Here is a 26,970-nt window from a genome sequence, read left to right on the forward strand (position 1 = left end):
CCTGCGGCCTATTGGGCTTAGCATGAGCACAGATATCCATGACCGCCTCCTGATCATCGACTTTGGCAGCCAGGTCACGCAACTAATTGCGCGCCGCCTGCGAGAGCTGAGCGTCTATTGCGAAATCCATCCCTATCAAAATGTCACGGATGCCTTCCTGAAGGACTTTGCACCAAAGGCTGTGATTTTTCTGGCGGGCCCGACAGTGTTGTCCGCGAAGGAAGCCCCCGCCCCCCGCCTCAGTCTTTAATATGAACGTACCCATTCTGGGCATTTGTTATGGCCAACAGGTCATGATGCAGGAATTGGGCGGCCAGGTGGACGGCGGCAAAATTTCCGGCGGTGGCGGCACCGCAGAGTTTGGTCGCGCCTATGTGACCCCCACGGCGGAAAAGCTACCATTGCTCGATGGCTGGTTTGGCGGCGATGATGACCGCGAACAGGTGTGGATGAGCCATGGCGACCATGTGAGCCGCCTGGCTCCGGGTTTTGAGGTCTACGGCACCTCACCCAATGCGCCTTATGCAATCACGGCAGACACCGCGCGAAATTTTTATGCCGTGCAGTTTCATCCCGAAGTCCACCACACGCCCAATGGCGCGAAGCTTTATGAAAACTTTGTACGCATGGCGGGCTTCACCGGTGACTGGACCATGGGGGCATACCGCGAAGAGGCCATTCGCAAAATCCGTGAACAGGTTGGTGATAAACGCGTCATTTGCGGGCTTTCTGGTGGTGTCGACAGCTCTGTTGCCGCTGTGCTGATCCATGAGGCCATCGGGGACCAGCTGACTTGTGTCTTTGTTGACCATGGGCTGTTGCGCCAGAACGAAGCAGACGAAGTCGTCTCAATGTTCCGCGACAATTACAATATCCCACTCATTCATGCCGACGAATCTGAGCTGTTCCTTGGAGAGTTGGAAGGACAAAGCGACCCTGAGACCAAGCGCAAGATCATCGGCAAGCTTTTCATCGACGTATTCCAGAAGCATGCCAACGACATCGAAGGCGCAGAATTCCTGGCCCAAGGCACGCTCTATCCTGATGTCATTGAAAGTGTGTCGTTCAGCGGTGGGCCCTCGGTTACGATCAAGTCGCACCACAATGTCGGGGGCCTACCTGAAAAGATGGGGCTGAAACTGGTTGAACCGTTGCGTGAGCTTTTCAAAGATGAGGTGCGTGCCCTGGGCCGTGAACTGGGCCTGCCAGACAGCTTCATAGGTCGTCACCCCTTCCCCGGCCCGGGCCTTGCCATCCGCTGTCCCGGAGAGATCACCTGCGAGAAGCTCGATATCCTGCGCAAGGCCGATGCCGTTTACATTGATCAGATCCGTAAACACGGGCTTTACGACCAGATCTGGCAGGCCTTTGTGGCCATCCTGCCGGTGCGCACCGTTGGGGTCATGGGTGACGGGCGCACTTACGATTTTGCCTGCGCGCTGCGCGCGGTGACCTCGGTGGATGGCATGACGGCGGATTATTATCCATTCAGCCACGACTTCCTCGGCGAAACCGCGACGCGTATCATCAACGAAGTGCCCGGGATCAACCGGGTGACGTATGACGTGACGTCCAAACCGCCGGGGACGATCGAATGGGAGTAATCTCATTGCGCCGCTCATGAGTGCTGACGCAGATAAAGAGCATCGCACCAACATTTTGCGCGCGGCCTTCTGGATGCTGGGGGCCGTGGGGTCGTTCTCGCTTATGGCGGTGGCGGGTCGCGAGGTGAGCTTTGAGCTTGATACCTTTGAGATCATGACATATCGCAGCCTGGCTGGCATCGTGATTGTTCTGACCATTGTCATTCTCACGGGGCGCCAAAAAGAGCTTAGAACCCAACGGCTTGGGCTTCATATCTCGCGCAATATCTTTCACTTTGCGGGTCAAAACCTATGGTTTTTTGCGCTCACCCTAATTCCTTTGGCACAGCTTTTTGCACTGGAATTTACCACGCCGCTTTGGGTGCTCATTCTGTCGCCGATCTTTTTGGGCGAAAGACTCACCAACATGCGGGTGCTTTCCGCTCTGATCGGGTTCATTGGCATTCTGATTGTCGCCCGACCCAGTCCTGAAACGCTGAACATTGGCACCATGACGGCCGCCGCCGCCGCCATCGGTTTTGCCGGTGCGATGATTTTTACCAAGAAACTGACGCGCACCGAAACGCTGGCCTGCATTATGTTTTGGCTCACCCTCACTCAAAGCATCTTTGGCCTGATCTGCGCGGGAATCGACGGTGATATGGCGTTGCCCTCAACCACAAGCGCACCGTGGCTGATCGTTATCGCGATCTGTGGGTTGCTGGCACATTTCTGTATAACGTCCGCGCTCTCTATTGCACCCGCAACGCTGGTTTCACCGATTGACTTCACTCGCTTACCTGTGATCGCGCTTGTGGGGTATGTGCTGTACAACGAACCTATCGACGGTTTTGTGATCTTGGGCGCGCTGATCATCTTCGGTGCAAATTACCTAAATCTGTGGTCTGAAACCCGCAAAAAACCCAAGATATAGCGCCCAACTCGCGTTTTATGTGCTTTTTCCACCACCATCTTGTTCCGTTACGTCACTGACGTTGCGTCAATCGTTGACCGAAATGTGACAAAAAGTAATCTGCGCTGCATATCTCTGGAGGAGAGGGACAACATGAAAAAGATTGCAGCGGCCGCTACCACTCTCGGCCTCGCAGCAAGTGGTGCAATGGCAGGTCAGATCGAGCGCGAGGGCGACACGTCTGATATCCTGTTCGAAGATGGCAAAAATTATTTGGAAGCTACGGTTTCCAACGTCACCCCGAGTATCAGCGGTACAGTTGGCGGTGGTGCGATTGGGTCGGGGAACATCCAGGAAAGGTTCACTCAGTTTTCGTTGGGTTTCAAACATGAGCTGAATGATAAATGGACGTTGGCCTTTGTCGGTAATTCGCCGGTTGGTGCTGATGTGCGGTACACGCCTGGCACGCCACATCCATTCAGTGGCGGATCCGCAGAGGTCGAGTCGAACGCTCTGACTGGCTACTTGAAGTACCAGGCGACTGACCGTGTTAGCGTGTACGGTGGTGTGCGTGTTCAAGCCCTGAGCGGAAGTGTGGCTTTGCCTCCTCTCTTTGCTGGTTACACGCTTTCGGTCGATGACGACTATCAAGTGGGATACGTCCTGGGTGCTGCCTACGAAATTCCCGACATCGCTCTACGTGTTGCGGCGACGTATGAATCTGCAATCGATCACAGTTTTCGTGATAATGTAGGCACTCCATTTGAGGTGACTATTCCGCAGGCGTTCACTGTTGATTTCCAAACAGGCGTCGCAGCAAACACATTGGTGTTTGGTTCTGCGCGTTGGCGGGAATGGACGGAATTTGAAATCGCCCCTGTGGACTTCGGTACAACAGTGGGCCTGCCAGGCGCCGCCATCGCATTCGGTACATCTGATATTTGGACATTTGAGTTGGGTGTGGGTCGTAAATTCAATGAGAATTGGTCTGGCGCCTTCTCGATTGGCTACGAAGAAGACCAAGGTGACGTTGTTGGTAACTTGCAGGGTTTTGACGGCTTTATCAGCTACGGTGTAGCTGTGAAGTATGAGACTGAGGCCTACGAGTTCACAACAGGTATCCGCTACGTTGACTTCGGCGACACGTTTACCACCACCATTGGCGGTGACTTCCAAGACAACGATGCCATTGCGGTGGGCATGCAGCTTGGCATTAAATTCTGATTGAAAAGAACAGCCGAATTCAAAACCCCGCCTCACCGGCGGGGTTTTTTGTTTGTCCCAAAGGCTTTGCATTTGACCCACGCGATTGCGCTGGCTACCACATCCGCCAAGGAGACGCGTGATGATCTACAACTCAGTACAAGATTGGCACAACGCCCCGCAGAAGCGGGTGTTGTTCTATGGCATGTCGGGATTGGGCAAAACGCATCTGTCGAACATGCTGCGGGCCAGCGGCGACTGGTTTCATTACTCCATCGATTACCGCATCGGCACCCGCTACATGGGCGAGTGGATTGCCGACAATGCCAAAACCCACGCCATGCAGGTGCCGTTTCTGCGTGACCTGCTGATGACCGACTCAATCTACATCGGTTCCAATATCACTTTTGATAATCTCTCTCCGGTCTCGACTTATCTGGGCAAACCGGGGGATCCGGCCAAGGGCGGGTTGCCGATTGATGAATACCGCGTGCGCCAGGATCAGTTCCGCCGCGCCGAAATTAATGCGCTGGAGGACACAAGTTACTTCATCGAACGCGCCGGGCGGCTTTATGGATACCCTAACTTTGTCTGCGATACCGGCGGGTCCATCTGTGAGTGGGTGGATGGGGACAACCCGGATGATCCTTTGTTAACAGAGCTTTCAAAGCACTGTCTGCTTGTGCGTATCCAGGGTGATGATCGCCACACGCAAGAACTCATCCGTCGCTTTGACCGTGCTCCCAAGCCAATGTGTTACCAGCCTGAATTTCTTGAGGCTTGCTGGAGAGAATATTTGAACGAAAACAACGTCTCAGAAGACGCTGTTGATCCCGATAGTTTCATCCGCTGGACATACGCGCGCGCCTTGGCGCACCGTGCGCCAAGGTATGAGGTCATGGCAAAATGGGGTGTGACCGTCACAGCCGACGAAGTTGCGGCTGTTACAGACGTTAACGCTTTCGAGAGCCTGATCGCGCAAGCCCTTGAGCGCGCTGGCTGATCGTCTATGTAAGCCAGACCGCGATAAAGGTCGATCCAATGCCGATTAAGCTTCCTGCCACTCTGCCCGCCTTCGACGTTCTCAGCAATGAGGGCGTGATGGTTATGGACGAAGATCAGGCGTCGCGGCAGGATATTCGCCCTTTGCGCATCGGGCTTTTGAACCTAATGCCCAAGAAAATCCAGACCGAGAACCAGTTTGCCCGGCTCATCGGCGCCACGCCTTTGCAAATTGACCTCTCGCTCATCCGCATGTCCGAGCACCGCACCAAAAACACAGCGGCGGAACATATGCAGAGCTTTTACCGCCCCTTCACCGAAGTGGAAGCCACGGGCGAAAAATTTGACGGGCTGATCATCACCGGCGCGCCGATTGAACATCTGGAGTTTGACGAGGTGACCTATTGGGATGAATTGCGTCGTCTGTTCGACTGGGCGCAAACCCATGTGCATTCCACCTTTGGTGTCTGCTGGGGCGGCATGGCGATGATCAACCATGTGCATGGTGTGAAAAAACATATGCTTGATGCCAAGGCTTTTGGCTGTTTCCGGCATCGCAATATGGCGCCGGCCTCACCCTATCTGCGCGGATTTTCGGACGACTGCGTCATCCCGGTCAGCCGCTGGACCGAAATGCGCCGGGATGAGATCATGGCCGTCGACGGGTTGAACATCCTGCTCGACAGTGATGAAGTCGGCCCCTGTCTGGTTGAAGACACCACCAATCAGTCGCTCTATATCTTTAACCATCTGGAATATGACAGCGGCACCCTGAAACAGGAATATGATCGCGACGTTGACAACGGCACGCCGATCAATGTGCCCTGCAATTACTACCCCGAGGATGACCCGGCCCGTGAGCCGCAGAACCGCTGGCGCAGCCACGCGCATCTGCTCTACGGCAATTGGATCAACGAGATTTACCAGTCCACGCCATTTGACAGCGCTCAGATTGGCCTAGCTTCTAAGTAAGCATGTAAGAGGCAGAGCAATGCGAAGTAAGGTTATTTGGGCAGCATTGGGCGCCGCCGCGCTATTGGCGGGCTGTGCGGGGCTGGCCAGCAAACGCGAGCAAACGGCAGAGCAATCCCATCCGCCCATCGGACAATTCGTTGATGTCGATGGCACACGCGTGCACGCCTGGGTGGCGGGTTCGGGCCCAGATCTTGTCTTGATCCACGGCGCAGGTGGCAATCTGCGCGACTTCACCTTTGATCTGGCGGAGAAACTGACCGACCGGTACCGCGTGATTGCTTTTGACCGTCCTGGTTTGGGCTACACCGAGCGCCTGCCGGGTTTTGGTGGCCTAAACACTGTCGAAGGTGAAAGCCCTCTGCAACAAGCCGCTCTTTTGCAAAAAGCCGCCGCGCAGCTCGGCGTCAAACGCCCCATCGTTCTGGGCCATAGTTTTGGCGGCGCAGTCGCGCTTGCCTGGGGCCTTAACGCACCTGACGACACAGCGGCACTGGTCCTGTTGGGAAGTGTCTCCAACCCCTGGCCCGGAGAACTGGGACGGTTCTATGACGTGACCGGCTCTGCCCTTGGCGGCGCCACCGCGGTGCCCCTTATCACGGTACTGGCGTCGCAATCCCGCATTGAACAAAGCGTGACCGATGTCTTCACGCCGCAAAAGCCCCCCAAAGGCTACGTGGATTATATCGGCGCGCCTCTCACCCTTCGCCGAGAAAGCCTGCGCGCCAATGGACAGCAGGTTGTCACGCTTCGCCCGCATATTGTCGAGATGTCTCAGCGGTATGCATCAGAACTCACCATGCCGGTGGAGATCATCCATGGCGATGCGGATACAACCGTGCCTCTCGACATTCACTCCAAGCCGCTTTCGGAACAGCTCAAGAACGGCAAACTGACGGTTCTTTCGGGCATCGGTCACATGCCGCATCATGCTGATCCAAAAACGACAATTGCCGCTATAGACCGCGCCGCAGCGCGCGCTGGATTGCGTTAAGCGGATTCACATTCCATAGTGGCGGCAAACCCGAAGGAGGGGCGCATGGAGCTTCCATTTGACGGCGCGATCAGTGCTTTTTTCAAGGACGACGCCCCGGATGATATTCGCAACGCGATAAAACGCGGCGAAAAGGGTGAAATCCTGTCTTCCAGCTATCCGCACTCCGATCGCATGCCGCGCAAGGCCTATGAGCAGGATCTGCTGAAGCTCCAGACCGAACTGGTGAAGCTACAGGCTTGGGTCAAAGAAAGCGGCGCGCGCGTTGTGTGCGTTTTTGAAGGGCGCGATGCCGCTGGAAAAGGCGGCACAATCAAACGCTTCCGTGAATACCTTAACCCTCGCGGCGCACGCGTTGTGGCCCTGTCCAAACCCACCGACAAGGAAGCCACCCAATGGTATTTCCAACGCTATATTGATCACCTGCCCGCCGCCGGTGAGATCATCTTTTTTGACCGATCCTGGTACAATCGCGGGGTGGTAGAAAAGGTCTTTGGGTTTTGCACGGATACGCAGCGGGAACATTTTTTTGCTCAGGTCAGCGACGTAGAGAAGATGCTGGTGGATGAGGGCATTCATCTCTTCAAGTTCTGGCTCAACGTGGGACGCGCCGAACAGTTGCGGCGCTTTCTGGGACGTGAAGGTGATCCGCTGAAGCAATGGAAGCTCAGCTGGATTGATGTTGAAGGGCTGAAGAAATGGGATGACTACTCAGCCGCCATTTCTGAGACCCTGAACCGCTCTGACAGCGCGCATGCGCCCTGGACGATCATTCGCTCGGATGACAAGCGCCGCGCCCGTTTAGAAGCCATCAGGCATGTTCTTCTCAACATCGACTACGACCGCAAGATCCCAAAATCAGTAGGCCGGCCCGACCAGTCCATTTGCGCCGGCCCAGAGATCTGGGATGCCTAAGCGCGGCTATCATCACGGCAATCTGCGCCAGGCTCTGGTTGAGGCTGCCCTGACGCTGATTGAGGCGAAGGGCCCCACGGGTTTCACCCTTTCGGAAGCGGCCAAGCAGGCGGGCGTTACCCCCGCGGCAGTCTACCGTCATTTCGCCGGTCGTGAGGACCTCATCGCCGAGGCCGCGCGTCAAGGCTATGTGATCTTTGCCGAAGCCATGGAACAGGCCTACGAAAGCGGACAACCCTCCGCGCTCACCTCGCTGGAGGCCGCCGGGCGCGCCTATCTCACTTTTGCAAATACGCACGCGGGATACTATATCGCCATGTTTGAGAGTGGCATATCGGTCAACCGCACCCCGGAACTGGCCGCCGTCTCCGGGCGTGCCCGCGCTGTTCTGGAACGCGCCGCTGATGCGCTGTCACGCCATATCCCAGCAGGCAAGCGCCCACCTCCCTCTATGGTATCCGCTCATATCTGGGCGCTCAGTCACGGCGTGGTGGAACTCTTCGCGCGCAACTCGCCAGGAACACAAAGCCCTTTTCCCGCAGAAGACCTTCTGGAATCCGGTATTGGCGTCTACCTGCGTGGATTGGGATTGTTGCCGAAAGACAGCTAGACGCCTCTGGCTTCTTTCTTGTCACAAATACCCAAAAGAAAAAGGCCACCCAAAGGCGGCCCTCTCCAAATTCTTGGTAAGACTGCTTAACGCTTGGAGAACTGGAAGCTCCGGCGCGCTTTGCGCTTACCGTATTTCTTCCGTTCCACCACACGGCTGTCACGTGTGAGGAAACCTGCCGCCTTGAGCGCGCCGCGCAAGGACGGATCATAAAGCTGCAGCGCCTTGGAAATGCCGTGCTTGACCGCACCGGCCTGACCAGAGAGGCCACCGCCCTTGACTGTGGCCATGACGTCAAACTGATCGGTGACCCCGGCCACTTCAAAAGGCTGACGCAGGATCATTTGCAGCACGGGACGTGCAAAATACTTGGTGTAGTCGATATAATTGCCCTTGGCATCGCGCACCATGACCTTGCCAGAGCCCGGTTTGATCCAGACACGGGCCACGGCGTCTTTCCGTTTGCCGGTGGCATAGGACCGCCCCAATTCATCACGCACTGGTTCGCGTGGGGTTTCTGCTTCGGCCACCGGGGCCTCTGCAGCGCCGTCGACAACGGCTTCGAGATCGTCGAGAGTTTTGATTTCGTCAGCCATCTCTTACACCCGCGTATTTTTCTTGTTCATGGATTTCACATCCAGCACTTCCGGGCTTTGCGCCTCATGCGGATGCTCTGTGCCTGCGTAGACACGCAGGTTGGTCATCTGACGACGCGCCAGCCGGTTCGAGGGCAGCATGCGCTTGACCGCTTGCATGACCACGCGCTCGGGATGTTCGCCTTCGAGGATCTGACCCGTGGTGCGGGATTTGATCCCACCCGGATAGCCGGTGTGCCAGTAGTTGGGCTTTTCGCGCTTGTTGCCTGTGACCTGCACCTTGTCGGCGTTGATCACGATGACATTGTCGCCCATGTCCTGGCTGGGCGTAAAACTTGGCTTGTGTTTGCCGCGCAGACGCATGGCAATGATCGAGGCAAGACGGCCCAGAACGACGCCTTCGGCATCGATCACGATCCATTTCTTGTCGATATCTGCTGGTGTGGCAGAGTACGTTTTCATGTCGGAAACCTTTGTCGTTCCTGATTGATCCTGTGCATTGTAAGGCGCGCGTGCGCCCGTGGATGCGATGGATGGGTTATATAGGTTGGAAATGTATGGTCAAGCAGCAGAATGTTAAAATAAACTTTGTAATACAATGCCTTGAAAATATGGTAATATAATACCTCATTATTTCGGCTCACAAATCCACATTCAGCGGTGGGGCTTCCAGCAGACAGGACATTCTCTTCAAAGCGCCTTCAAACTCTGTCGCATCGCTATTGGGATCAAGGCTGATGCGCACGGCATTGGGGGCCTGACCATCTGGCAGGGCGAATTCATCAGCGGGCTTGACCCGGATGCCTTCCGCCTCACAGGCACGGGCAAAGGTCGAGCCGCGCCAGCCTTGCGGCAGTTTCAGCCATAAAAACGGCAGTGTCTTGCGCCAGGCAATATCCCATTGCCCGAGCACATTCACCGCCACTCGGACCCGATCACAGATGATGTCTTCGACCTGAGACCGGAATGTCTCGGCCTGTCCGGAGCGGATGAGAACGGCGGCGATATCGAGAATGGGTTGAGATATGCCATAGAAAGATGACTGCGCCACCTGCCGCGCTTGCGCCGAGAGCCCACGTGGCGCGACAGCATAGCCAAACCGAAGCGAGGCTGACACGGATTTGCTCAGCGATGAGACAAACCAGGCCCGCTCCGGACAGAGCGCGCGGTAGGCCGGGGTTTCACTGCGGGTTACGCAATGACAATCATCCTCGATGATCTGAAGCTGATACTTCCGCGCCAGATTTGCGATCTGCTGTTTGCGCTCTAACGGGGTATGCGTCGTTGTCGGGCTATGGGCTTCGGGCGCAGTCAAAAGCACCTGCCCGCCATGACGGCGCAGCACCTCTTCCAGCCGGTCCGGGCGTAGCCCGTGTTCATCCATCTCAACCCCGATCAATTGTGCCCTGAGAAGTCGTGCTGCATGGCGGACGCCGGGATAGGCGAGCGACTCGGTCACAATGACCGGAGTGGCGCCATGCAAAATGGTTTGAAGCGCCATCATCACGGAATTCTGCGCGCCCAGACCCAGGACCACCTCATCCGCGCCAAAGCGCCCTGCCCGGTCCACGCCAATCCACTGCGCCACAGCGGCACGTGCGGCATAGTCGGTCTGTACCGTGGGATAGTCGAGATAGCGATGCGCCCCACCACGGCCCAGTTCCATCATGACTTGGCGAATGTATGTGTCCTGGCCGATGTCCGGGACACGCACGGCGCGGAAATCGAGGTAATCCGGCGTCGTCAAGTTGAGCAGGGGATCATCCGGCAGTTCGGTAACCAAGTTTCCAGTGACAAAGGTGCCCCGGCCCACAGTGGTTTCCACCAGCCCCTCTTCGGCCGCCATCTTGTAGGCGCGGGCCACCGTGCCGGGTGTGATGCCTAGTTTCCATGCCAGGTCCCGCACTGGTGGTAGTCGTGTGCCGGTTTCCAGCGTACCGGACCGTATGGCATCACGCATTGATTGTATCAATACAATATACTTTGATTCGCCTTTCGTTCCGAGATCTGGCATCCATATTGTATCAGTCACAATGTTTTCCTCGCAGATTACAGGCGAGATCTCTTACCTAATACACATCACAATCTGGGAATTGTATCAATACAATTCCCCCAAGCGAAAGGGCAAGGACCATGACAGCCCTCACTCGATCCGACCGCGCAGCGCTAGAGCACCTGCGTGCCCATAGTTCTCTGCCAGTGGTGTCGCGCATCGCGGTGCAGGTGGCGTGGTGCGTCCTGCTGTGGAGCCAGAGACGCAAGTCACGCCGTGATCTGTCGCAACTCGACGATCATATGCTCAATGATATCGGCCTCTCCCCCGTCAGGCCGAGCAAGAATACAGCAAGTGGTTCTGGAGGCCCTGATCGTCCCCGACAGGCCCCTCTTCCACCTGGGCCGGAGTTTCTCCGGCCCTTTTTTTTATTTTGGCGGGATGGAGTAAGTCAGGCTGGCGCGCGCCACGGGTTTATCACTGCCTTCTGAGAAAAGAAGAACATCACCAACCGCCAGGGCGCGCCCGAGTTTCAGCAGTTTGCATTTGGCAATCAGGTCAGCATTCGCCACCGGCTTGCGCATGAAATCGATTGAGCAATTTGTCGTCACGGTGAGTGCCTCTGGTCCGATCATGCCAAGCACAGCCACATACACAGCGACATCAGCCAGGCCGAACATGGAAGGCCCCGAAACGGTCCCGCCAGGGCGCAGATGGCGTTCAGACACGTTAAGGCGCATGGTCACCCCCATCTCTTCCAGCGCCTCGACGGTGAAATCTCCCTTAACCTGAGGAAAGACCTCATCAAGAAAGGTGGTCATCTCCTCGATGGTCATTTTGAGCGCCATGCTTTCCTCCCTGCCCGTCTCGCAGTAGAAGAATCACAGACGCAGCGGAGACACAAGATGACAATCCTCATTCGCGAAGATCAAAGCGCGGTAGCGCGACTGACGATGAACCGGCCCGAGGCGCTCAATGCGCTGTCTGACGCCATGTTGGCTGCGCTGCATGAAGAGTTGGAGCGCATCTCAGAAGACCGCAGCATTCGTGCGGTCATCATTGGGGGCGCGGGCAAGGCATTCTGCGCAGGTCATGACCTCAAGGAAATGACTCAGGGACGACAAGCCGAGGATGGCGGAAAAGCCTATTTTGCCGACCTTTTCAACCGCTGCGCCAACGTGATGCGCGCCATTCGTGACTTGCCTCAGCCCGTAATCGCCCAACCCCACGGTATTGCCACAGCCGCCGGGTGCCAGCTTGTCGCTGCCTGTGATCTGGCCATTGCCGCTGAAGGCACTCGCTTTGGCGTTAATGGCGTCAATATCGGCCTTTTCTGTTCCACCCCGATGGTGGCTTTATCCCGTAACATTCCCCGCAAACAGGCGTTTGAGATGCTGACCACAGGCCAATTCATCAACACCGAGCGTGCCACAGCGATGGGCCTGATCAATAAGGCTGTCCCCGAGCAAGATCTTAACGCCGCCACACAAGAGTTGGCAGAGACCATCGCCGCGAAACTCGGATCAGCCGTTAAGATTGGTAAAGAAGCGTTCTATCGCCAGCTCGAAATGGGTCTGGATGACGCCTATGACTACACCCGCGATGTGATGGTCGAAAACATGCTTTGGCGCGACACCGAGGAAGGCATCGCTGCCTTTATCGAAAAACGCCCGCCCGAATGGACCCAATAGACCTTTTCAAACCAAGGCGGACAGCCTAGGTCCAAACCCATGGACAAAACTCTACATATTGTTGGCGGCGGCATGGCCGGATCCGAGGCCGCCTGGCAAGCGGCCAATATGGGCGTGCAGGTGATCCTCCACGAGATGCGCCCAGAGGTCGAAACCTTTGCCCACCAGACCGGCGATCTGGCCGAAATGGTGTGCTCCAACTCATTCCGCTCTGATGATGACGAGCAAAACGCCGTGGGCCTTCTGCATTGGGAAATGCGCGCGGCAAACGGGCTCATTATGGACATGGCCGACCGCCATCGCCTGCCCGCCGGGGGTGCCCTTGCGGTCGACCGGGAGGCATTTGCCCAATCTGTCACCGCCCGCCTGCGCGCGCACCCCAAGATTCGCATCGAGAACAGCGAGATCACCACCCTGCCCGAGGACGGACATTGGATTTTCGCCACCGGGCCGCTCACATCTGAAAAACTTGGTGCCGCCATCGCCGCCGAAACAGGCACAGACCGCCTCGCCTTTTTCGACGCCATCGCGCCAATTGTCTATTTTGACAGCATCGACATGTCCCGCGCCTGGATGCAATCACGTTATGACAAGGGCGAGACCGAGGAAGAGCGCACCGCCTATCTCAACTGCCCGATGGATCGTGACCAGTACGAAGCCTTCATAGATGCGCTTCTGGCAGCAGACAAAACCGAGTTTCACGAGGGCGAAACCGCAACCTATTTCGACGGCTGTCTGCCCATTGAGGTGATGGCCGAGCGCGGGCGTGAAACCCTGCGGCATGGCCCGATGAAGCCTGTGGGCCTGACAAATCCGCACGCGCCCGATGAGAAACCGCATGCCGTCGTGCAGCTCAGGCGCGACAACGCGCTTGGCACGCTCTATAACATCGTGGGCTTTCAAACCAAGATGAAGTATGGCGCGCAAACTGATGTTTTCAAAATGATTCCGGGACTTGAGAATGCATCCTTCGCCCGCCTTGGTGGCATCCACCGCAATACATTCTTGAATGCTCCGACGCTTTTGGACAACCAGATGCGTCTGCGCTCCCGCCCCAATATCCGCTTTGCGGGACAAATAACGGGAGTCGAAGGCTATGTGGAGTCAGCTGCCATGGGCCTTTTGGCTGGGCGTTTGGCGGCGGTAGAAATGCGCGGGCATCCCTTGCCCGACATCCCGCAAGACAGCGCCATGGGCGCGCTCATTCACCACATTACCGGCGGCGCAGAGGCCAAGACCTTCCAGCCTATGAACGTCAATTTTGGCCTATTCCGCCCTGTGGACGGCCTCAAAGCCGGGCGTCGCGGTCGCCGTGATCGCTACAAGGCCTACACGGACCGCGCCAAGCAGGCCTGGACGGACTGGCTCACGAAATCGAAACTGGACGCACCTGCGCCGGTGTGATTTTCTACGCCCATGGCAAAGCAATTTCTCGACGAGGCATATCACCTCGACAGCCCCGAAGACACGCAAGCGCTCTATAAGGATTGGGCGGCGAGCTACGATGCCGAAGTTGGCGAAAACGGCTACGCCACGCCGGGCCGCCTTGCCGAGGCACTGGCCCAGCATGTTGACACCTCTGCCCCCATCCTTGATTTCGGATGTGGAACGGGCCTGTCGGGCCTCGCTCTGAAGCTTGCTGGGTTCAAGGTGATCGACGGGATGGATCCCAACCCCGAAATGCTGGTTCTGGCCAAACCCAAGGGTGTTTACCGCACACTCACAGAAATTGATGTCGCAGATCCCAATCCGATTTCGCAAGGCAGTTATGCCACGATCGCCGCGATTGGGGTGATCGGCACCGGTGCGGCCCCCCGGAAACCTTTGATCTATTGATGAACGCGCTCAATCCGGGTGGGATCATGAGCTTTAGCTTCAACGATCATGCCATGGCGGATGCGTCCTACACCGCGCGGCTGGAGGATTGGGTTGATGGCGGTAGGGCGCGTCTTGTGCATAGCGCTTATGGCCCGCATCTGCCTAAGCGCAACGTGAATTCCACCATATATATTATTGAAAAAGCGTGATATTTCGCACTCGCTTTGCGCCATCGCCAACTGGACCACTGCATCTGGGGCACGCGTATTCAGCGCTTTTGGCGCATGACATGGCGACGGCAGAGGGAGGCGCCTTTCATCTGCGCATCGATGACATTGACCAAAGCCGCGCGCGCACCGAATGGGAGGCATTGATTTTCGAAGACTTAAACTGGCTTGGCCTGTCCTGGCCAGAGCCGGCATGGCGACAGTCCAGCCGTGTGCCCCGGTATCGAGAAGCCCTGGAAACGCTCTGGGATCAGGGGCTTCTCTATCCTTGCACCTGCAGTCGCGCTGACATTCGCGCCGCCTCCTCCGCCCCACAGGAAGGCGCGCCTCTGCACGGGCCTGACGGCATCGTCTACCCCGGCACGTGCCGCCCGCACACGCCTCCAAACGGCCCCATGCCAGACACAGCCCTGCGTCTCGACATGTCGCAGGCACTGGCCAGACTAAGCGCGCCCTTAACTTTCGATGAAACTGGCGCGGGTCCAGGCGGTGAGTCAGGCAATATCACGCCAGAAGGTATGCCGCATCTTGTTGGCGATGTTGCCCTTGCCCGCCCCGGCATGGGCGCATCTTATCATTTGTCCATTGTCATCGACGACTCCGACCAGGACATCACCCATGTGATCCGAGGTCAGGATCTCTTTGCCGCCACGCAAATCCATGTCCTGCTGCAACGCCTGTTGGGCTTACCCACACCGATTTACCACCACCACCGCCTGATCCGGGACGACACAGGCAAACGCCTGGCCAAACGCGACGACGCCCGAAGCCTTGCCACCTATCGGGACGCAGGCAAAACACCGTCTGACATCAGAGCCATGGTTGGGCTCTGATCCGCTCGTTCACTTTTCGCCAAATACTCCCGCCGGAGGCGGCGCTACGCTTTCAAAGGCGCCATGATCTCCACTTCCACACCATCCTGCACAGATGTGTAGAAACAACTGCGCCTGTAGGTGTGGCACGCCGCCCCGGTTTGGTTGATCCGCAACAACACACAATCGCGGTCACAATCCACGCGGAACTCCACCAGCGCCTGTACGTGACCCGAGGTTTCGCCCTTGATCCAAAACGCCTGCCGTGAGCGACTCCAATAGGTGACCCGGCCTGTGGCGAGCGTTTTCGCGACAGCCTCGGCATTCATCCAGGCCATCATGAGCACATCGCCGGTTTCCGCATCCTGCGCGATGGCCGGGACCAGACCCTGATCATTGTAACGAAGTGTCGCGGGATCAAACTCCATGGCGAAAAACCTTTTGCAAGCCGGTGTGATGGCCTTATCTATGGGGTGAAACACAAAAGGGAAAGCCATGAGCGGCGAAACCGACCTGATCAAACTTTATTCAGCGCGCATTCTTGAGCTGGCGGCGGATATTCCGCATCACGGACGGCTTGATGCGCCAGATGCAACGGTCAAACGCCGGGCGCCGCTTTGCGGCTCCACCGTGACAGTTGATCTGACGACAGATGGCAACATGATCAAAGACTATGCCGCCGAGGTCAAAGCCTGCGCTTTGGGTCAGGCCGCAGCAAGTGTTGTGGGTGGCGCGATCGTTGGCTGCACGCTGGATCAGGTCATCGAGGCGCGTGATGCGCTCAAAACCATGCTGAAATCGGATGGTCCCACGCCACCGGCCCCCTTCGACGGGCTAGAGGTTCTGCGTCCTGCGCGGGACTACAAGAACCGCCATGCTTCGATCCTGTTGACTTTGGAAGCGACGGTTGAGGCCATGCAAGACGCACGCGCCTCCGCTTGCAGTTAAGCGCAAATTTTTTCAAAAAAATTTCCTCCGCATAAAAAAACCGCCGCGCGCTGTAATAGCGGCGGCGGAAGGAATGCGGGTGTCCGGTGCGGGCTCAGTGGAAGAGGCAAGCAACTCTGAGCAACGAGGCAGTATCACGCAGGCGTCGATAAGGGGACAGGAGACGCGGGCGTTTGACGGGCACGGGACGGTCGCAGGCAGATACGGTTTACAATAGACCAGGCAGATAGAGACCACCCACCAGTGTGACCATCAGCGCGGCAGCGCCGATGAAATCCCCCAACAGGGTTTCGCGAGACTCTTTGGCAGCGAGTTTGATCTGGTTCAGCATGGCGGTCACTCTCGATGTTTTGTTCTTTTTGTTGCTTATTTGTTCTCATTTTGAGGTGGTGTTGTAAAGAACTTTTTAAGAACATTTGTGAACTTAGCGAGAATAAATCTATTAACCAATTGTTAATGAATAGAACTTTTTGGAACATCGTTATGGACCGAGCTGGTCTTTAACCCACGCCAATCAACCGGATCGCCTCATCCTGCCCCATCAGCCACAGAAGCGTGCGCGCAGCCTTGCCTCGCGGGCTTTCCAATGCTTCATCATCGGCCAGCAACTTGCGCGCATCAGATTGCGCCACATCCATCAGAGCCGTTTGTGTTTCCATATCCGCCACGCGAAACCGTGGCAGCCCGGATTGTGCCGTGCCAATCAGTTCGCCGACACCGCGCATCTCAAGATCCACTTCAGAGATACGAAACCCGTCCTCGGTCTCGCGCATCGTCTCCAGCCGCTTCTGACCGCTTTCGCTCAGTGGTGGTTGGTACATCAACAGGCAGGTCGATTGCGCCGCGCCACGCCCCACCCTGCCCCGCAATTGGTGCAACTGCGCCAGACCAAAGCTCTCGGCGCGCTCAATCACCATGATGGACGCATTGGGCACATCTACGCCCACTTCGATCACCGTTGTGGACACCAGAACGCTTGTCGCGCCGTTTTGAAACGCGGCCATGGCGGCGTCCTTGTCGTCATTGGGCATTTGCCCATGCACCAATCCGACCTTTCTTTCACCCAAAGCCGCGCGCAGGGATTTGAACCGTTCCTCGGCACTCGACAGATCAAGCGTTTCGCTCTCCTCAACCAGCGGACACACCCAATAGGCCTGCCGGCCCTCGGCAATGGCTTTGCGCAAATGATCCACCACCTCGTCCATGCGCGCCATGCTGCTGAGCGCGGTGGTCACGGGTTTGCGCCCGGGCGGTTTTTCATCCAGCACACTGACATCCATGTCGCCATATTGCGCCAGCGCCAGACTGCGCGGGATCGGCGTAGCGGTCATCACCAGCACATCCGCCGCTGCGCCTTTGCGCCCAAGCTCCAGCCTTTGACGCACGCCAAAGCGGTGTTGTTCATCAACAATGGCCAGCCGCAGATCGGCAAATTCAACATCTTTCTGAAACACCGCATGGGTGCCCACGAGGATCTGGATGTCGCCACGCTTCAGCGCCTCCAGCTTGGCGCGCCGTTCCGCGCCCTTGTCGCGGCCTGTCAGGATCTCCAGCACCACGCCTGCCGCTTCGGCCAGGGGTTGCAACCCGGCCAGATGCTGACGTGCGAGGATCTCTGTCGGGGCCATCATCACCCCCTGCCCGCCACCTTCCACCGCCGTGAGAAGCGCCATCAGCGCCACAAGCGTTTTGCCCGCGCCCACATCGCCCTGCAACAGCCGGTTCATCCGCTGGGCTGCCGCCATGTCCGCCGCGATATCCGCAATGGCGCGGCTCTGTGCGCCTGTGGGCGTATAGGGCAACGCCGCCCGCACCTTGGCCTGCAACACGCCGGAGCCCTGGGTCACACGCCCTTTGCCACGCCGCATCTTGGCCCGTGCCAGGGCCAGGGTCAGCTGGTGTGCCATGAACTCATCATAGGCCAGGCGCACACGGGCCGGATGCGCAGGCGATAGGTCGGCACCCGTCGTGGGATGGTGTGCTGTCTCAATCGCGGTGTGCCAATCGGGCCAACCTTCACGCGCCTTTTGCGCCGCGTCGATCCATTCCGGCAGTTCCGGGGTGCGTGTCAAAGCCGACCGAGTGGCTTTTGTCATCGTCTTGAGCGTGATCCCTGCGGTCAGGTGGTACACCGGCTCATAGTCAGGTATTTCCCCTGCCTCTTCCAGCGGCAGAATATGATCCGGATGCACGATTTGTGCCATCCCATCAAACAGCTCGGCCCGCCCCGACACAACGCGACGCGCGCCGGTGGGGAGAATGCGGGTCAGGTAATCAGGGCGCGCATTGAAGAAGACCAGTTGGAACGCCACTTGCGCATCTTCCACATGCACGCGGTATGGCCCGCCCTTGCGGCTTGGGGCTTGATGACGACCGACGGTGACTTCGACAGTGACCACGCCAGGCAATTCTGCGCCCTGCACGCTATCGCGTTTGCGTCGGTTGAGCCCCGAATGCGGAAGGTTCAGCAAGAGATCGCGCGGCACATGCACATCCATCGCGTCCAGCGTCTTTGCAATTTTCGGTCCGACGCCGTCCAGCGTTTCGAGTTCCGCAAAAAGCGGGAACAGGATTTCGGGCCGTGTGCTCATGCCTCTCCGATCAGATCGAGCCAGCCATCTTCGTCGATCATTTCAATACCCAGACTTTCGGCCTTTTTGGCCTTGCTGCCTGCCCCCGGTCCTGCGACCACCAAATCCGTCTTGGCGCTAACAGAACCAGACACTTTGGCACCCAGAGCCTCGGCGCGCGCCTTGGCCTCGGCGCGGGTCATTTTTTCTAGCGTGCCAGTGAAAACAACCGTTTTCCCTGCCACAGGGCTATCCTCGGCGCTCGGAGCTGTCGCTTCCTCGACCCTGAGATGCGCGGTCAAACGATCGATGCTGGCACGTTCTTCACCTTGCGCAAAAGCGGTCACCAGACTGCGCGCCATAACCTCTCCGACGCCATCAATGCCCAAAAGACGCTCCCATTCCGGGCCGTCCTGACCCGCGGCGGCGTCCATCGCGGCGGTGAAATCTGCCCAATCGCCATAGGTGCGCGCAATCAGGTTGCTCGCCTGTTCCCCCACATGCCGGATGCCGAGCGCAAAAAGCAGACGACCGAAGGGAATGGTGCGTTTGTCTTCAATGGCCTCAAACAAGTTCTCGGTACTCTTAGCGCCCCAGCCTTCGCGATTGGCCAGGTTTGACAGGTTGGCCGTGTTGCGGTCTGCGAGTGTGAAGATATCGGCGGGCTCCCTTATGGCCAGCTGATCATCGCGATAGAACATCTCGACCTGCTTGGCGCCCAGCCCCTCAATGTCAAACGCCGCACGAGAGACGAAATGCTTGAGCTTTTCCACCGCTTGCGCGGGGCAAATGAGCCCGCCGGTACAGCGGCGCACCGCGTCGCCTTCTTCCCGGACCGCGTCAGAGCCGCATTCAGGGCAAAGCTTTGGAAACTCGTAGGGCGCGGCATCCTTGGGGCGTTTAGACAGGTCCACATCGGCCACTTTCGGGATCACGTCACCTGCGCGATAAACCTGTACCCAGTCGCCCACGCGGATGTCCTTACCGTCGCGAATGGTCTGCCCTTTGCTGTCGAGGCCAGCGATGTAATCCTCATTGTGAAGCGTCGCATTGCTGACCACGACGCCGCCCACCGTCACGGGCTGTAATCGCGCCACCGGGCTGAGTGCGCCGGTGCGGCCCACCTGAATGTCGATGGCCTCAAGCCGGGTCCAGGCCAGTTCGGCGGGAAATTTATGCGCCGTGGCCCAGCGGGGCGTGGTGGACCGAAAGCCAAGGCGGCGCTGTAGGTCAAGGTCGTTCACCTTGTAGACCACACCGTCAATATCATAGCCGAGGCTGGCGCGCTGTTGTTCGATGGTGGCGTAATGCGCGAGCATATCAGATGTGCCATCGCAGAGCTGCGTTAGCGGGTTGGTGGTAAAGCCGAGCTGACCCAACCGCTCAATCGCACGCATTTGCGTGTCGGCCAGCGGCGCGGAAATCTCGCCCCAGGCATAGGCAAAGAACCGTAGAGGCCGGGTTTTGGTGATGTTGGAATCCAACTGCCGCAGGGATCCAGCCGCAGCGTTGCGCGGATTGGCGAAGGTCTTGCTCCCCGCTTCTGCCTGCCGCGCATTGAGCGCCTCGAAATCGGCATGGCTCATGTAAACCTCGCCGCGTACCTCAAGAATATCAGGCGCGCCGGTGATCTCCTCGGGGATATCCGCGGTTGTGCGAGCATTGGCAGTAACGTTTTCGCCCACAGCACCATCCCCGCGCGTCGCCGCCTGTACCAGCCGCCCTTCCTCATAGCGCAGCGACAGGCTCAGCCCGTCGATTTTTGGCTCGGCGGTGTAGGCAAGTGGCGCGTCCGCGCCAAGCCCCAGATAGCGCCGGATACGATCATCGAAATCAGCGATATCTTCGGCATCAAAGGCGTTTGAGAGGCTGAGCATCCGCACCGCATGGGTGACCTTGGCAAATCCTTCGGCCGGGGCCGCGCCGACTTGTTCGCTCGGGCTGTCGGCGCGTTTGAGGTGAGGAAAGCGCTCTTCGATCTCAAGGTTGCGCGCTTTTAGCGCGTCATAGGCGGCATCGGTGATGTCCGGTGCATCGTTTTGGTGGTAAGCCGCGTTGGCTTTGGCGATTTCATCAGCGAGACGCGCCAGTTCTGCGCGGGCCTCCGCCTCGCTCAGTTGATCCATCGCACCATCTTGCGTCATGCGCCCCTCCGAATGACAAAAGGCCGGAGGCCCGGCCCATTGCTCAGAGTGTTATGACGCGATGCGCCGGACGTCCAGTCCGCCGCGCCCTGCGCCGTGCTTCAGGCGCCGATGGCGACCCGCGGCTGACCGGCCTCTTTCGGCTCAGGATCGCGTAGGACATAGCCGCGCCCCCAGACCGTTTCGATGTAGTTTTCACCATCCGTGGCCTCGGCCAGCTTTTTGCGAAGCTTGCAGATGAACACGTCGATGATCTTCAACTCCGGCTCATCCATGCCGCCGTAAAGATGATTGAGGAACATTTCCTTGGTCAGCGTCGTGCCCTTGCGCAGGCTCAGAAGCTCAAGCATCTGATACTCCTTGCCCGTCAGATGCACAGTCTTGCCATCAGCCTCAACTGTTTTGGCATCAAGATTCACGCTGACCTTGCCGGTTTTGATGATAGATTGTGAGTGGCCCTTTGAGCGGCGAATGATGGCGTGAATGCGCGCAACAAGTTCTTCGCGGTGAAACGGCTTGGTCAGATAATCATCGGCCCCGAACCCAAAGCCCTTAATCTTGTTCTCGGTGTCATCTGCCCCCGAAAGAATCAGGATCGGTGTGTCGACACGCGCCAGCCGTAGCTGACGCAGCACATCATGCCCGTTCATATCCGGCAATCCGAGATCAAGAAGAATCAAATCGTAATCATATAACTTGGCCAGATCGATGCCTTCTTCACCAAGATCGGTTGTGTACACATTGAGATTGGCGTGTGTCAGCATCAGCTCGATGCTCTTGGAGGTATTCGGATCGTCTTCAACCAGAAGAACGCGCATGTTTCAGTCTCCATTATAGAATTTGCTGGTGGCAGCTTGGCTAAAATTGGTTAACTGGCGGTTACCCGAATAGAACAAATACTGTACACTACCTTAGGTTGTTTTTGCTCTTTTGTCTAGTGACTTTCAAGTTTTCGAAATCATCATCACAAATTGCCTTTTTCCATTCATTAAGCTCTTCTTCACTCAACGCATACCTGGTCAGCGCCTCGGCCTCTGCAATTAGGCCGTGTGCAACAGCATGCACAACTTTAAGTTTCCGAGATGCAACCCACCTCACCGTATCCGCAGGCGGCAAATCGGCATGTGTTAAAACATCGCCGCTTGGCAGGGTCACAGTTCGCGGCCCTTCTGTTTTCTTTAAATACATGATTTTCACCCCATGAAGTTCCGGGGCACATCATGCTGAATGCAGCTTAACGCCGACTGAAAGTCGCACGAAAGAGTGCTTCAGATTTTCGTAAATCGCGAAGCGTCTTCGCCACGAACCACAGGGTTAACTTCACCACAAAATCTCTTATATAAGCCGTTCAGGTTTCCGGAGATGCTTCATGCCGCTTGATCCAGCGCTCAATTCGCTTGGCTTTGCCAAGCCGCCCAGCCAGACACGTGTTGTCGTGGCCATGTCCGGCGGCGTGGACAGCTCGGTTGTGGCGGCACAACTGGCTGAGGAAGGCTATGACGTCGTAGGTGTGACGCTGCAGCTTTATGATCATGGCGCGGCATTGGCCAAGAAAGGGGCCTGTTGTGCGGGCATCGACATTCACGACGCGCGCCGCGTGTCCGAAGAAATGGACTTTCCGCATTACGTGCTGGACTATGAGAATATCTTCAAGGACGCAGTGATCGACGAGTTTGCCGACAGCTATCTTGCCGGAGCGACGCCCGTGCCCTGTATCCGCTGCAACGAGCGGGTGAAGTTCAAGGACTTGCTTGAAACCGCCAAGGATCTTGAAGCCGATTGCATGGCCACTGGTCACTATATTCAGCGTAAGCTGGGAGAACACGGACCAGAGCTTCACTGCGCGGCAGATGCCGCACGGGACCAGTCGTATTTCCTGTTCTCCACAACACCGCAACAGCTTGAGTTTCTGCGCTTCCCCTTGGGCCACCTGCCCAGCAAGGCCGAAACCCGCGCCCTGGCCGTCAAATACGGCCTGCCAGTTGCGGATAAGCCTGACAGTCAGGACATCTGCTTTGTGCCAAATGGTGATTATGCGTCGGTGATTGAGAAACTGCGCCCTGGCGCGGCCGATCCCGGAGAGATTGTGCATGCCGATGGACGGGTTTTAGGCACGCATGAAGGTGTCATCCACTATACAATCGGCCAACGCCGTGGCCTTGGTATCGGCGGGCTGAGTGAGCCGCTTTATGTGGTGAAGCTCGATGTGGACGCCAAACAGGTGATTGTCGGGCCAAAAGAGATGCTCGCCACGCGGCAAGTGCCCGTGCGCGAGATCAACTGGCTGGGCGATACTGCGTTCGATGCCCAGCCCGAGTGGCATGTTTCGGTCAAAGTCCGCTCGACCCGCCCGCCGCGCGAAGCCGTGATCCGGCCTTTGTCCGCCACCACGGCCCAGATCGAGTTGCTGAACCCCGAAGAAGGTGTTTCTCCGGGGCAAGCTTGCGTGTTCTACGAGACCGGTGGCACACGTATTCTGGGTGGCGGGTGGATCTGGAAGGGCTAGGCTTGTTTTCCCATCGGCGGGCTGGTTAGCTGCCTCACATGACCACACCTGCCGACACACCACCCGTTTACATCGACTATCTCAACCGCTTCGATATCGAGAAACTTGGTTTCACCGATGACGACGTCCTGCGCGCTGTCGAAGACGCGCTGCGCATGCAGGGGCTGGGTGAGACCGAAATAGAGCCACGCACACATATCCGGCCCCGCGCCGGTGTTGAGGGGCATTTCAATGTGCTGCGCGGCTGGATCGGTGGCGAGATTGACAGTGCGGGCACAAAGGTCGTCGGCGATTTCGTTGACAACTACCGCGACGGACGGCCCTCGGAATATGGGCTGCTGACACTGTTTGATCCGCGCATGGGCGCGCCCAAGGCGCTGATTGATGCCACCGGGATCACCGAGATGCGCACTGGGGCGATGACAGCCCTTGGTGCCAAATATCTCGGTCCTGAGAAGCCCAAGGTTCTGGGGCATATTGGTGCACGAGGCACAGCCTACTGGAATGTGCGGCTGTTGTGCCACTTCTTCGATTTTGAAGAGGTGCGCATTCATTCCCGCCGCCCTGAAAGCCGCGAGAGCTTTGCCGAGACCCTGCGCCGCGATCTGGGGCGTGAGATCATCGTGACCGAGGACTGGCAAAGCTGTCTTGAGGGCGCGGACATCATGGTCGAAGCATCAAGGCTGACCGAGCCTACGCCGCTCTTTAAGACCAACTGGATTAAACCGGGCTCTTTGGTTGTCCCTTACGGCACCATGTCGACGGTTGAACTAAACCTGACGGACATCATGGACAAGGTCGTGATGGATGACTGGGGACAAGCGCATGGGGTCTTTGGCGCGCTGCGGGACCATGTGGATCAGGGCAAACTGACGGCTGAGACGCTGCATGCGGAGCTGGGTCAGATTGTTGCGGGCGTGAAACCGGGGCGGGAAAGCGCAGACGAGACAATCCTTTTCTGGCACCGGGGTCTGTCGCTGTCCGACATTGCTTTGGGGCACGCGATGTTAACGCGGGCCAAGGAGCGCGGTTTGGGACAGAGGTTGCGGTTTTACTGAGGCGTCGTTGGTTTTGAGTTCACGAGGAAGATCAAGGTTACTTGGTAAGATGGATTTTACGACCGCGGAAGGCGGCTCTGAGCCCACAATGACTCCCCTCGCGCGGAATCAAGGCGCGCAGCGCCGCCGCGCGATCGCCAGACCGCCCCCGGGCTGGCGATTGGTCAACGTAAGCTCGTCAGTCAAAGGATTTGCGGATTAGGTTGACATAAACCGCATGGAAAACCTGTAGGTCGCCATCCCGCGGTCTGGCGATCGCGCGGCTCATCGCGGAGATTCCGGAACGGCAGCTTCGTCCACAGAGCAGACACCCTGAGCGCCTATCCCGGCCACATATATTGCAGACGTCACTCCATCCGCGCCAGAACCGCCTTGGCTGCTCTCAGCCCTGGGGCCTCGCCCCCTCCCCAAGCCGTTCCATCGTCACGACCATAGCGTCCAGTTGCGCGTCCGGGGCATCCATCATCTCCAATACACCTTTGGCAATCAGGTCCGGTTTGCAGAACTCGCCGTTAAACTCCGGCACGGCACGGGTCTCCGAGACCAGGTTCACCAGTGTCAGTGTGTCAATCTTCAGCATACGCTTGATGATCTCACGGCTGACGCGGTTGACGTCATAAGCGATGACCATAGGCGTGCGCGCTGCCGCCAATTCCAAAGAGACCGTGCCAGAAGCCGCCAATGCAAAATCTGCTGCTGCAAAGGCTGCGCGTTTGCGCTGTGCGTCCGACTCTACATCTCCCTCCGGCGCGACAACAACAGGCCTGCCCGGCCAGTCCGCGACAAGGCGCATCACCTGTGCCTCACGCGCCGCTGTCGTGGGCACCACAAGCCGCAGATCGGGTTTCTTCCTGACGATCTGCTGTAGCGCGGCACCGAAAATCGGCCCCAGCCGGTTGACCTCGCCCCCCGCGATCCGGGCAGAACCAGCAGCACCGGCATGTCGATCAATCCATGCTCTGTGCGAAAGGCGGCAATCTCGGCGTCACTGGCGCGTGGCTCATTCACCACAGGGTGCCCGACAAAGTCACAGGCCATGCCCGTCGCCTCCATGTAAGGCGGCTCAAAGGGCAAGAGCGCGAGCACGTGGTCAATGACTTTGGCCATCTTTTCTGCCCGTCCCGGACGCCAGGCCCAGACCGAGGGGGCCACGTAATGCACGGTGCGAATGCCGCTGTTTTCCTTAACGATTTTGGCCACGCGCAGGCAGAAATCTGGGCTGTCAATCGAGATGATGACATCGGGTTCTGCCGTCAACGCCGCTTCGGCGGTTTCGCGTATTCGGCGTTTGAGGTGAAAATACTTTGGCAGGACCTCAACCAGCCCCATCACGCTCAGCTCTTCCATCGGGAAAAGCGAGGTCATGCCCTCGGCCTGCATCATGGGGCCGCCCACGCCTGAAAACTCGACCTCAGTGAGCGTCTTTAACCCCGCCATAAGCGCCGCGCCCAGCTTGTCACCAGACGCCTCACCCGCGATGAAAAAAACCTTCACGGCATGGCTCCGGCTGGGCGCACCCAGAGGAACATGCCGTGCCCCTCAAGCACCTGCCTGACGCCATCGGGGTTCAGAAGCATCACGCCACCGGCCTCAATCACGATACCGCGCAGGCCCAATTCTGCTGCTCCCATTGCGGTTTTCAACCCGATAAGCGGCATGTCCACGCGCAACTCCTGCCCCGGCTTCGGCGCTTTGAAGAGCAGTCCGCCTTCGGCATTTGGGCTAACGCGCGGTTTCTCGGCCTCCGGCCCGCTCAGCCAATCGGCCACGCTGTCCAGAACATCCGCGGCAAGGTCAAAGGGATCCTCCGCCAACCATGGGGGATCATAGTCTGGAGCAAGATCATTCAACATCGCGTCCGTGCCGCGCTGATCTTCGCGCGCGATCACGTGGCCTGCCTTGACCACAACGGCCTGTCCCTCATCCGCAGCACCCATTTCTGCCAGAGCGGCTTCCGCCGCGGCCAGGTCAGGCACGAGGTCACGTGGCAAGCTGCCAACCAAAACACCGGGTTTCGGCAGCACCTCGGGCGCGATCTCAGCTGCACCGATGACGTCAAACCCGGCCTCTTCAAAAAGGTCTATAAAGACCCGCAAGGTGCCGTCATCCCCTTTGGTCAGTGCCGCCTGAACACGGGGGACCAGCGGCATGGTGGCCGCGTCGATCAGTGACGGATCAATCGGTGGACGTTGCATCGCGCCGGCCATGCAGATCTTCGTCACACCGGTTTCTTTCAGGATCTGAAGGAACGTGCCCAGCGTCTCAAGCCGGAATCCGATGCGCGGAAGCTCTCCTTTTACTTCGGAGGGAAACTGCTCTACTTCGCAAATCACCGGAACCTCGCCTCGCTCCAGCATCGCCTTGGTCAAAAAGGGCGGCAACCCGCCCTGCCCGGCTATGAGCGCAAGGGTCACG

At 57.9% G+C, this 26,970-nt stretch carries 26 protein-coding genes and 3 pseudogenes; 17 read left to right on the forward strand and 12 right to left on the reverse strand.

Annotation, left to right across the window (positions count from 1 at the left end; all coding sequences use genetic code 11):
- Nucleotides 1–22 precede the first annotated feature (22 nt).
- The 8 genes and pseudogenes from guaA to RZS32_RS16355 all read left to right on the forward strand — a co-directional run bounded on the left by guaA (nt 23) and on the right by RZS32_RS16355 (nt 8,192).
- Nucleotides 23–1,604: pseudogene (gene guaA, locus RZS32_RS16320) on the forward strand (glutamine-hydrolyzing GMP synthase).
- Nucleotides 1,605–1,620: 16 nt separating this feature from the next.
- The gene (locus RZS32_RS16325) at nt 1,621–2,517 is read left to right on the forward strand and encodes a DMT family transporter (protein ID WP_317054620.1); all 897 of its coding nucleotides are present in this window, start codon (nt 1,621–1,623) and stop codon (nt 2,515–2,517) included.
- Nucleotides 2,518–2,649: 132 nt separating this feature from the next.
- Nucleotides 2,650–3,720, forward strand: coding sequence for an OmpP1/FadL family transporter (locus RZS32_RS16330; protein WP_317054621.1), 1,071 nt, complete (start codon nt 2,650–2,652; stop codon nt 3,718–3,720).
- 121 nt (nt 3,721–3,841) lie between these two features.
- On the forward strand, nt 3,842–4,702 hold the full coding sequence (locus RZS32_RS16335; protein WP_317054622.1) for an ATPase: 861 nt from the start codon (nt 3,842–3,844) through the stop codon (nt 4,700–4,702).
- A gap of 38 nt (nt 4,703–4,740) precedes the next feature.
- The gene (metA, locus tag RZS32_RS16340) at nt 4,741–5,673 is read left to right on the forward strand and encodes a homoserine O-acetyltransferase MetA (protein WP_317054623.1); all 933 of its coding nucleotides are present in this window, start codon (nt 4,741–4,743) and stop codon (nt 5,671–5,673) included.
- 19 nt (nt 5,674–5,692) lie between these two features.
- Nucleotides 5,693–6,667 carry an alpha/beta fold hydrolase gene (locus tag RZS32_RS16345; RefSeq protein ID WP_317054624.1) on the forward strand — a complete coding sequence of 325 codons (975 nt, stop codon included), beginning with the start codon at nt 5,693–5,695 and terminating at the stop codon, nt 6,665–6,667.
- A gap of 45 nt (nt 6,668–6,712) precedes the next feature.
- Nucleotides 6,713–7,582 (forward strand): polyphosphate kinase 2, encoded by an 870-nt coding sequence (ppk2, locus tag RZS32_RS16350; RefSeq protein ID WP_317054625.1) that lies wholly within the window; start codon nt 6,713–6,715, stop codon nt 7,580–7,582.
- Nucleotides 7,575–8,192 (forward strand): TetR/AcrR family transcriptional regulator, encoded by a 618-nt coding sequence (locus tag RZS32_RS16355; protein WP_317054626.1) that lies wholly within the window; start codon nt 7,575–7,577, stop codon nt 8,190–8,192. Before ppk2 ends, RZS32_RS16355 begins: the two co-directional genes overlap by 8 nt.
- 86 nt (nt 8,193–8,278) lie before the next feature.
- Here the strand turns inward: RZS32_RS16355 and rpsI are convergent, their stop codons facing one another.
- The 3 genes from rpsI to RZS32_RS16370 all read right to left on the reverse strand — a co-directional run bounded on the left by rpsI (nt 8,279) and on the right by RZS32_RS16370 (nt 10,748).
- Nucleotides 8,279–8,788, reverse strand: a complete 510-nt coding sequence (rpsI, locus tag RZS32_RS16360) for a 30S ribosomal protein S9 (protein ID WP_317054627.1) — start codon at nt 8,786–8,788, stop codon at nt 8,279–8,281.
- Nucleotides 8,789–8,791: 3 nt separating this feature from the next.
- Nucleotides 8,792–9,250 carry a 50S ribosomal protein L13 gene (gene rplM, locus RZS32_RS16365; RefSeq protein WP_317054628.1) on the reverse strand — a complete coding sequence of 153 codons (459 nt, stop codon included), beginning with the start codon at nt 9,248–9,250 and terminating at the stop codon, nt 8,792–8,794.
- A gap of 178 nt (nt 9,251–9,428) precedes the next feature.
- Nucleotides 9,429–10,748 carry a PLP-dependent aminotransferase family protein gene (locus tag RZS32_RS16370; RefSeq protein ID WP_317054629.1) on the reverse strand — a complete coding sequence of 440 codons (1,320 nt, stop codon included), beginning with the start codon at nt 10,746–10,748 and terminating at the stop codon, nt 9,429–9,431.
- A 173-nt stretch (nt 10,749–10,921) separates the two neighbouring features.
- On the opposite strand from RZS32_RS16370, the gene RZS32_RS16375 reads away from it, so the two are divergent.
- Nucleotides 10,922–11,272, forward strand: a complete 351-nt coding sequence (locus tag RZS32_RS16375; protein WP_339106716.1) for a DUF1127 domain-containing protein — start codon at nt 10,922–10,924, stop codon at nt 11,270–11,272.
- Here RZS32_RS16375 and RZS32_RS16380 read toward each other — a convergent pair.
- Nucleotides 11,210–11,629 (reverse strand): PaaI family thioesterase, encoded by a 420-nt coding sequence (locus RZS32_RS16380; RefSeq protein WP_317054631.1) that lies wholly within the window; start codon nt 11,627–11,629, stop codon nt 11,210–11,212. The two genes, RZS32_RS16375 and RZS32_RS16380, sit on opposite strands and share 63 nt — an antisense overlap.
- Between RZS32_RS16380 and RZS32_RS16385 the strand changes: the two genes are divergently transcribed.
- From RZS32_RS16385 to gluQRS, 5 genes and pseudogenes are all read left to right on the forward strand, one after another.
- Nucleotides 11,585–12,472, forward strand: coding sequence for an enoyl-CoA hydratase (locus tag RZS32_RS16385; RefSeq protein ID WP_317057812.1), 888 nt, complete (start codon nt 11,585–11,587; stop codon nt 12,470–12,472). The genes RZS32_RS16380 and RZS32_RS16385 overlap by 45 nt on opposite strands.
- Before the next feature lie 30 nt (nt 12,473–12,502).
- Nucleotides 12,503–13,876: pseudogene (gene trmFO / locus RZS32_RS16390) on the forward strand (methylenetetrahydrofolate--tRNA-(uracil(54)-C(5))-methyltransferase (FADH(2)-oxidizing) TrmFO); the annotation flags it as partial.
- 12 nt (nt 13,877–13,888) lie between these two features.
- Nucleotides 13,889–14,308, forward strand: a complete 420-nt coding sequence (locus RZS32_RS16395) for a class I SAM-dependent DNA methyltransferase (protein WP_317054633.1) — start codon at nt 13,889–13,891, stop codon at nt 14,306–14,308.
- Nucleotides 14,308–14,499: a hypothetical protein gene (locus RZS32_RS16400; protein ID WP_317054634.1), complete on the forward strand. Its 192-nt coding sequence runs from the start codon at nt 14,308–14,310 to the stop codon at nt 14,497–14,499. The genes RZS32_RS16395 and RZS32_RS16400 overlap by 1 nt, the downstream gene beginning before the upstream one ends.
- On the forward strand, nt 14,499–15,350 hold the full coding sequence (gene gluQRS, locus RZS32_RS16405; RefSeq protein WP_422395971.1) for a tRNA glutamyl-Q(34) synthetase GluQRS: 852 nt from the start codon (nt 14,499–14,501) through the stop codon (nt 15,348–15,350). Before RZS32_RS16400 ends, gluQRS begins: the two co-directional genes overlap by 1 nt.
- A 44-nt stretch (nt 15,351–15,394) precedes the next feature.
- Here gluQRS and hisI read toward each other — a convergent pair whose 3' ends face one another.
- On the reverse strand, nt 15,395–15,757 hold the full coding sequence (gene hisI, locus RZS32_RS16410; protein WP_317054636.1) for a phosphoribosyl-AMP cyclohydrolase: 363 nt from the start codon (nt 15,755–15,757) through the stop codon (nt 15,395–15,397).
- Between the two features lie 67 nt (nt 15,758–15,824).
- Here hisI and RZS32_RS16415 point away from each other — a divergent pair, with 67 nt between their 5' ends.
- The gene (locus RZS32_RS16415; RefSeq protein WP_317054637.1) at nt 15,825–16,277 is read left to right on the forward strand and encodes an iron-sulfur cluster assembly scaffold protein; all 453 of its coding nucleotides are present in this window, start codon (nt 15,825–15,827) and stop codon (nt 16,275–16,277) included.
- A 208-nt stretch (nt 16,278–16,485) separates the two neighbouring features.
- On the opposite strand, the gene RZS32_RS16420 is transcribed toward RZS32_RS16415, so the two are convergent.
- The 5 genes from RZS32_RS16420 to RZS32_RS16440 form a co-directional block, all read right to left on the reverse strand.
- A complete protein-coding gene (locus RZS32_RS16420) occupies nt 16,486–16,608 on the reverse strand; it encodes a hypothetical protein (protein WP_317054638.1) in 123 nt (40 codons plus the stop codon).
- Nucleotides 16,609–16,777: 169 nt separating this feature from the next.
- Entirely contained in the window at nt 16,778–18,868 is a 2,091-nt protein-coding gene (gene recG / locus RZS32_RS16425; protein ID WP_317054639.1) for an ATP-dependent DNA helicase RecG, read from the reverse strand.
- The gene (ligA, locus tag RZS32_RS16430) at nt 18,865–20,991 is read right to left on the reverse strand and encodes an NAD-dependent DNA ligase LigA (protein ID WP_317054640.1); all 2,127 of its coding nucleotides are present in this window, start codon (nt 20,989–20,991) and stop codon (nt 18,865–18,867) included. Before ligA ends, recG begins: the two co-directional genes overlap by 4 nt.
- Nucleotides 20,992–21,092: 101 nt before the next feature.
- Entirely contained in the window at nt 21,093–21,809 is a 717-nt protein-coding gene (gene ctrA, locus RZS32_RS16435; RefSeq protein ID WP_317054641.1) for a response regulator transcription factor CtrA, read from the reverse strand.
- Between the two features lie 88 nt (nt 21,810–21,897).
- The gene (locus RZS32_RS16440) at nt 21,898–22,179 is read right to left on the reverse strand and encodes a DUF1153 domain-containing protein (protein ID WP_317054642.1); all 282 of its coding nucleotides are present in this window, start codon (nt 22,177–22,179) and stop codon (nt 21,898–21,900) included.
- A gap of 181 nt (nt 22,180–22,360) precedes the next feature.
- Between RZS32_RS16440 and mnmA the strand changes: the two genes are divergently transcribed.
- Nucleotides 22,361–23,497, forward strand: a complete 1,137-nt coding sequence (gene mnmA / locus RZS32_RS16445) for a tRNA 2-thiouridine(34) synthase MnmA (RefSeq protein WP_317054643.1) — start codon at nt 22,361–22,363, stop codon at nt 23,495–23,497.
- Between the two features lie 38 nt (nt 23,498–23,535).
- Nucleotides 23,536–24,555 carry an ornithine cyclodeaminase family protein gene (locus RZS32_RS16450; protein ID WP_317054644.1) on the forward strand — a complete coding sequence of 340 codons (1,020 nt, stop codon included), beginning with the start codon at nt 23,536–23,538 and terminating at the stop codon, nt 24,553–24,555.
- 347 nt (nt 24,556–24,902) lie between these two features.
- On the opposite strand, the pseudogene lpxB reads toward RZS32_RS16450, so the two are convergent.
- Nucleotides 24,903–26,049, reverse strand: a pseudogene (gene lpxB / locus RZS32_RS16455) (lipid-A-disaccharide synthase).
- Entirely contained in the window at nt 26,046–26,969 is a 924-nt protein-coding gene (locus RZS32_RS16460; protein ID WP_317054645.1) for an LpxI family protein, read from the reverse strand. The pseudogene lpxB and the gene RZS32_RS16460 overlap by 4 nt, the downstream one beginning before the upstream one ends.
- Between the last annotated feature and the right edge of the window lies 1 nt (nt 26,970).

It is taken from the genome of Roseovarius sp. W115 (genome assembly GCF_032842945.2).
In the GTDB taxonomy this organism is placed as follows: Bacteria; Pseudomonadota; Alphaproteobacteria; order Rhodobacterales; family Rhodobacteraceae; genus Roseovarius; species Roseovarius rhodophyticola.

Excerpts from the sequence above, each read along its gene's own strand:
- RZS32_RS16345 (WP_317054624.1), top strand. The coding sequence starts at position 5,693 with ATGCGAAGTAAGGTTATTTGGGCAGCATTGGGCGCCGCCGCGCTATTG.
- RZS32_RS16355 (WP_317054626.1), top strand. The coding sequence starts at position 7,575 with ATGCCTAAGCGCGGCTATCATCACGGCAATCTGCGCCAGGCTCTGGTT.
- recG (WP_317054639.1), bottom strand. The coding sequence starts at position 18,868 with ATGAGCACACGGCCCGAAATCCTGTTCCCGCTTTTTGCGGAACTCGAA.
- ppk2 (WP_317054625.1), top strand. The coding sequence starts at position 6,713 with ATGGAGCTTCCATTTGACGGCGCGATCAGTGCTTTTTTCAAGGACGAC.
- RZS32_RS16395 (WP_317054633.1), top strand. The coding sequence starts at position 13,889 with ATGGCAAAGCAATTTCTCGACGAGGCATATCACCTCGACAGCCCCGAA.
- RZS32_RS16420 (WP_317054638.1), bottom strand. The coding sequence starts at position 16,608 with ATGCTGAACCAGATCAAACTCGCTGCCAAAGAGTCTCGCGAAACCCTG.
- RZS32_RS16375 (WP_339106716.1), top strand. The coding sequence starts at position 10,922 with ATGACAGCCCTCACTCGATCCGACCGCGCAGCGCTAGAGCACCTGCGT.
- RZS32_RS16415 (WP_317054637.1), top strand. The coding sequence starts at position 15,825 with ATGAGCGGCGAAACCGACCTGATCAAACTTTATTCAGCGCGCATTCTT.
- hisI (WP_317054636.1), bottom strand. The coding sequence starts at position 15,757 with ATGGAGTTTGATCCCGCGACACTTCGTTACAATGATCAGGGTCTGGTC.
- rpsI (WP_317054627.1), bottom strand. The coding sequence starts at position 8,788 with ATGGCTGACGAAATCAAAACTCTCGACGATCTCGAAGCCGTTGTCGAC.
- mnmA (WP_317054643.1), top strand. The coding sequence starts at position 22,361 with ATGCCGCTTGATCCAGCGCTCAATTCGCTTGGCTTTGCCAAGCCGCCC.
- RZS32_RS16400 (WP_317054634.1), top strand. The coding sequence starts at position 14,308 with ATGAACGCGCTCAATCCGGGTGGGATCATGAGCTTTAGCTTCAACGAT.
- ctrA (WP_317054641.1), bottom strand. The coding sequence starts at position 21,809 with ATGCGCGTTCTTCTGGTTGAAGACGATCCGAATACCTCCAAGAGCATC.
- RZS32_RS16370 (WP_317054629.1), bottom strand. The coding sequence starts at position 10,748 with ATGCGTGATGCCATACGGTCCGGTACGCTGGAAACCGGCACACGACTA.
- rplM (WP_317054628.1), bottom strand. The coding sequence starts at position 9,250 with ATGAAAACGTACTCTGCCACACCAGCAGATATCGACAAGAAATGGATC.
- RZS32_RS16380 (WP_317054631.1), bottom strand. The coding sequence starts at position 11,629 with ATGGCGCTCAAAATGACCATCGAGGAGATGACCACCTTTCTTGATGAG.
- RZS32_RS16325 (WP_317054620.1), top strand. The coding sequence starts at position 1,621 with ATGAGTGCTGACGCAGATAAAGAGCATCGCACCAACATTTTGCGCGCG.
- ligA (WP_317054640.1), bottom strand. The coding sequence starts at position 20,991 with ATGACGCAAGATGGTGCGATGGATCAACTGAGCGAGGCGGAGGCCCGC.
- RZS32_RS16450 (WP_317054644.1), top strand. The coding sequence starts at position 23,536 with ATGACCACACCTGCCGACACACCACCCGTTTACATCGACTATCTCAAC.
- RZS32_RS16335 (WP_317054622.1), top strand. The coding sequence starts at position 3,842 with ATGATCTACAACTCAGTACAAGATTGGCACAACGCCCCGCAGAAGCGG.
- RZS32_RS16330 (WP_317054621.1), top strand. The coding sequence starts at position 2,650 with ATGAAAAAGATTGCAGCGGCCGCTACCACTCTCGGCCTCGCAGCAAGT.
- metA (WP_317054623.1), top strand. The coding sequence starts at position 4,741 with ATGCCGATTAAGCTTCCTGCCACTCTGCCCGCCTTCGACGTTCTCAGC.
- RZS32_RS16440 (WP_317054642.1), bottom strand. The coding sequence starts at position 22,179 with ATGTATTTAAAGAAAACAGAAGGGCCGCGAACTGTGACCCTGCCAAGC.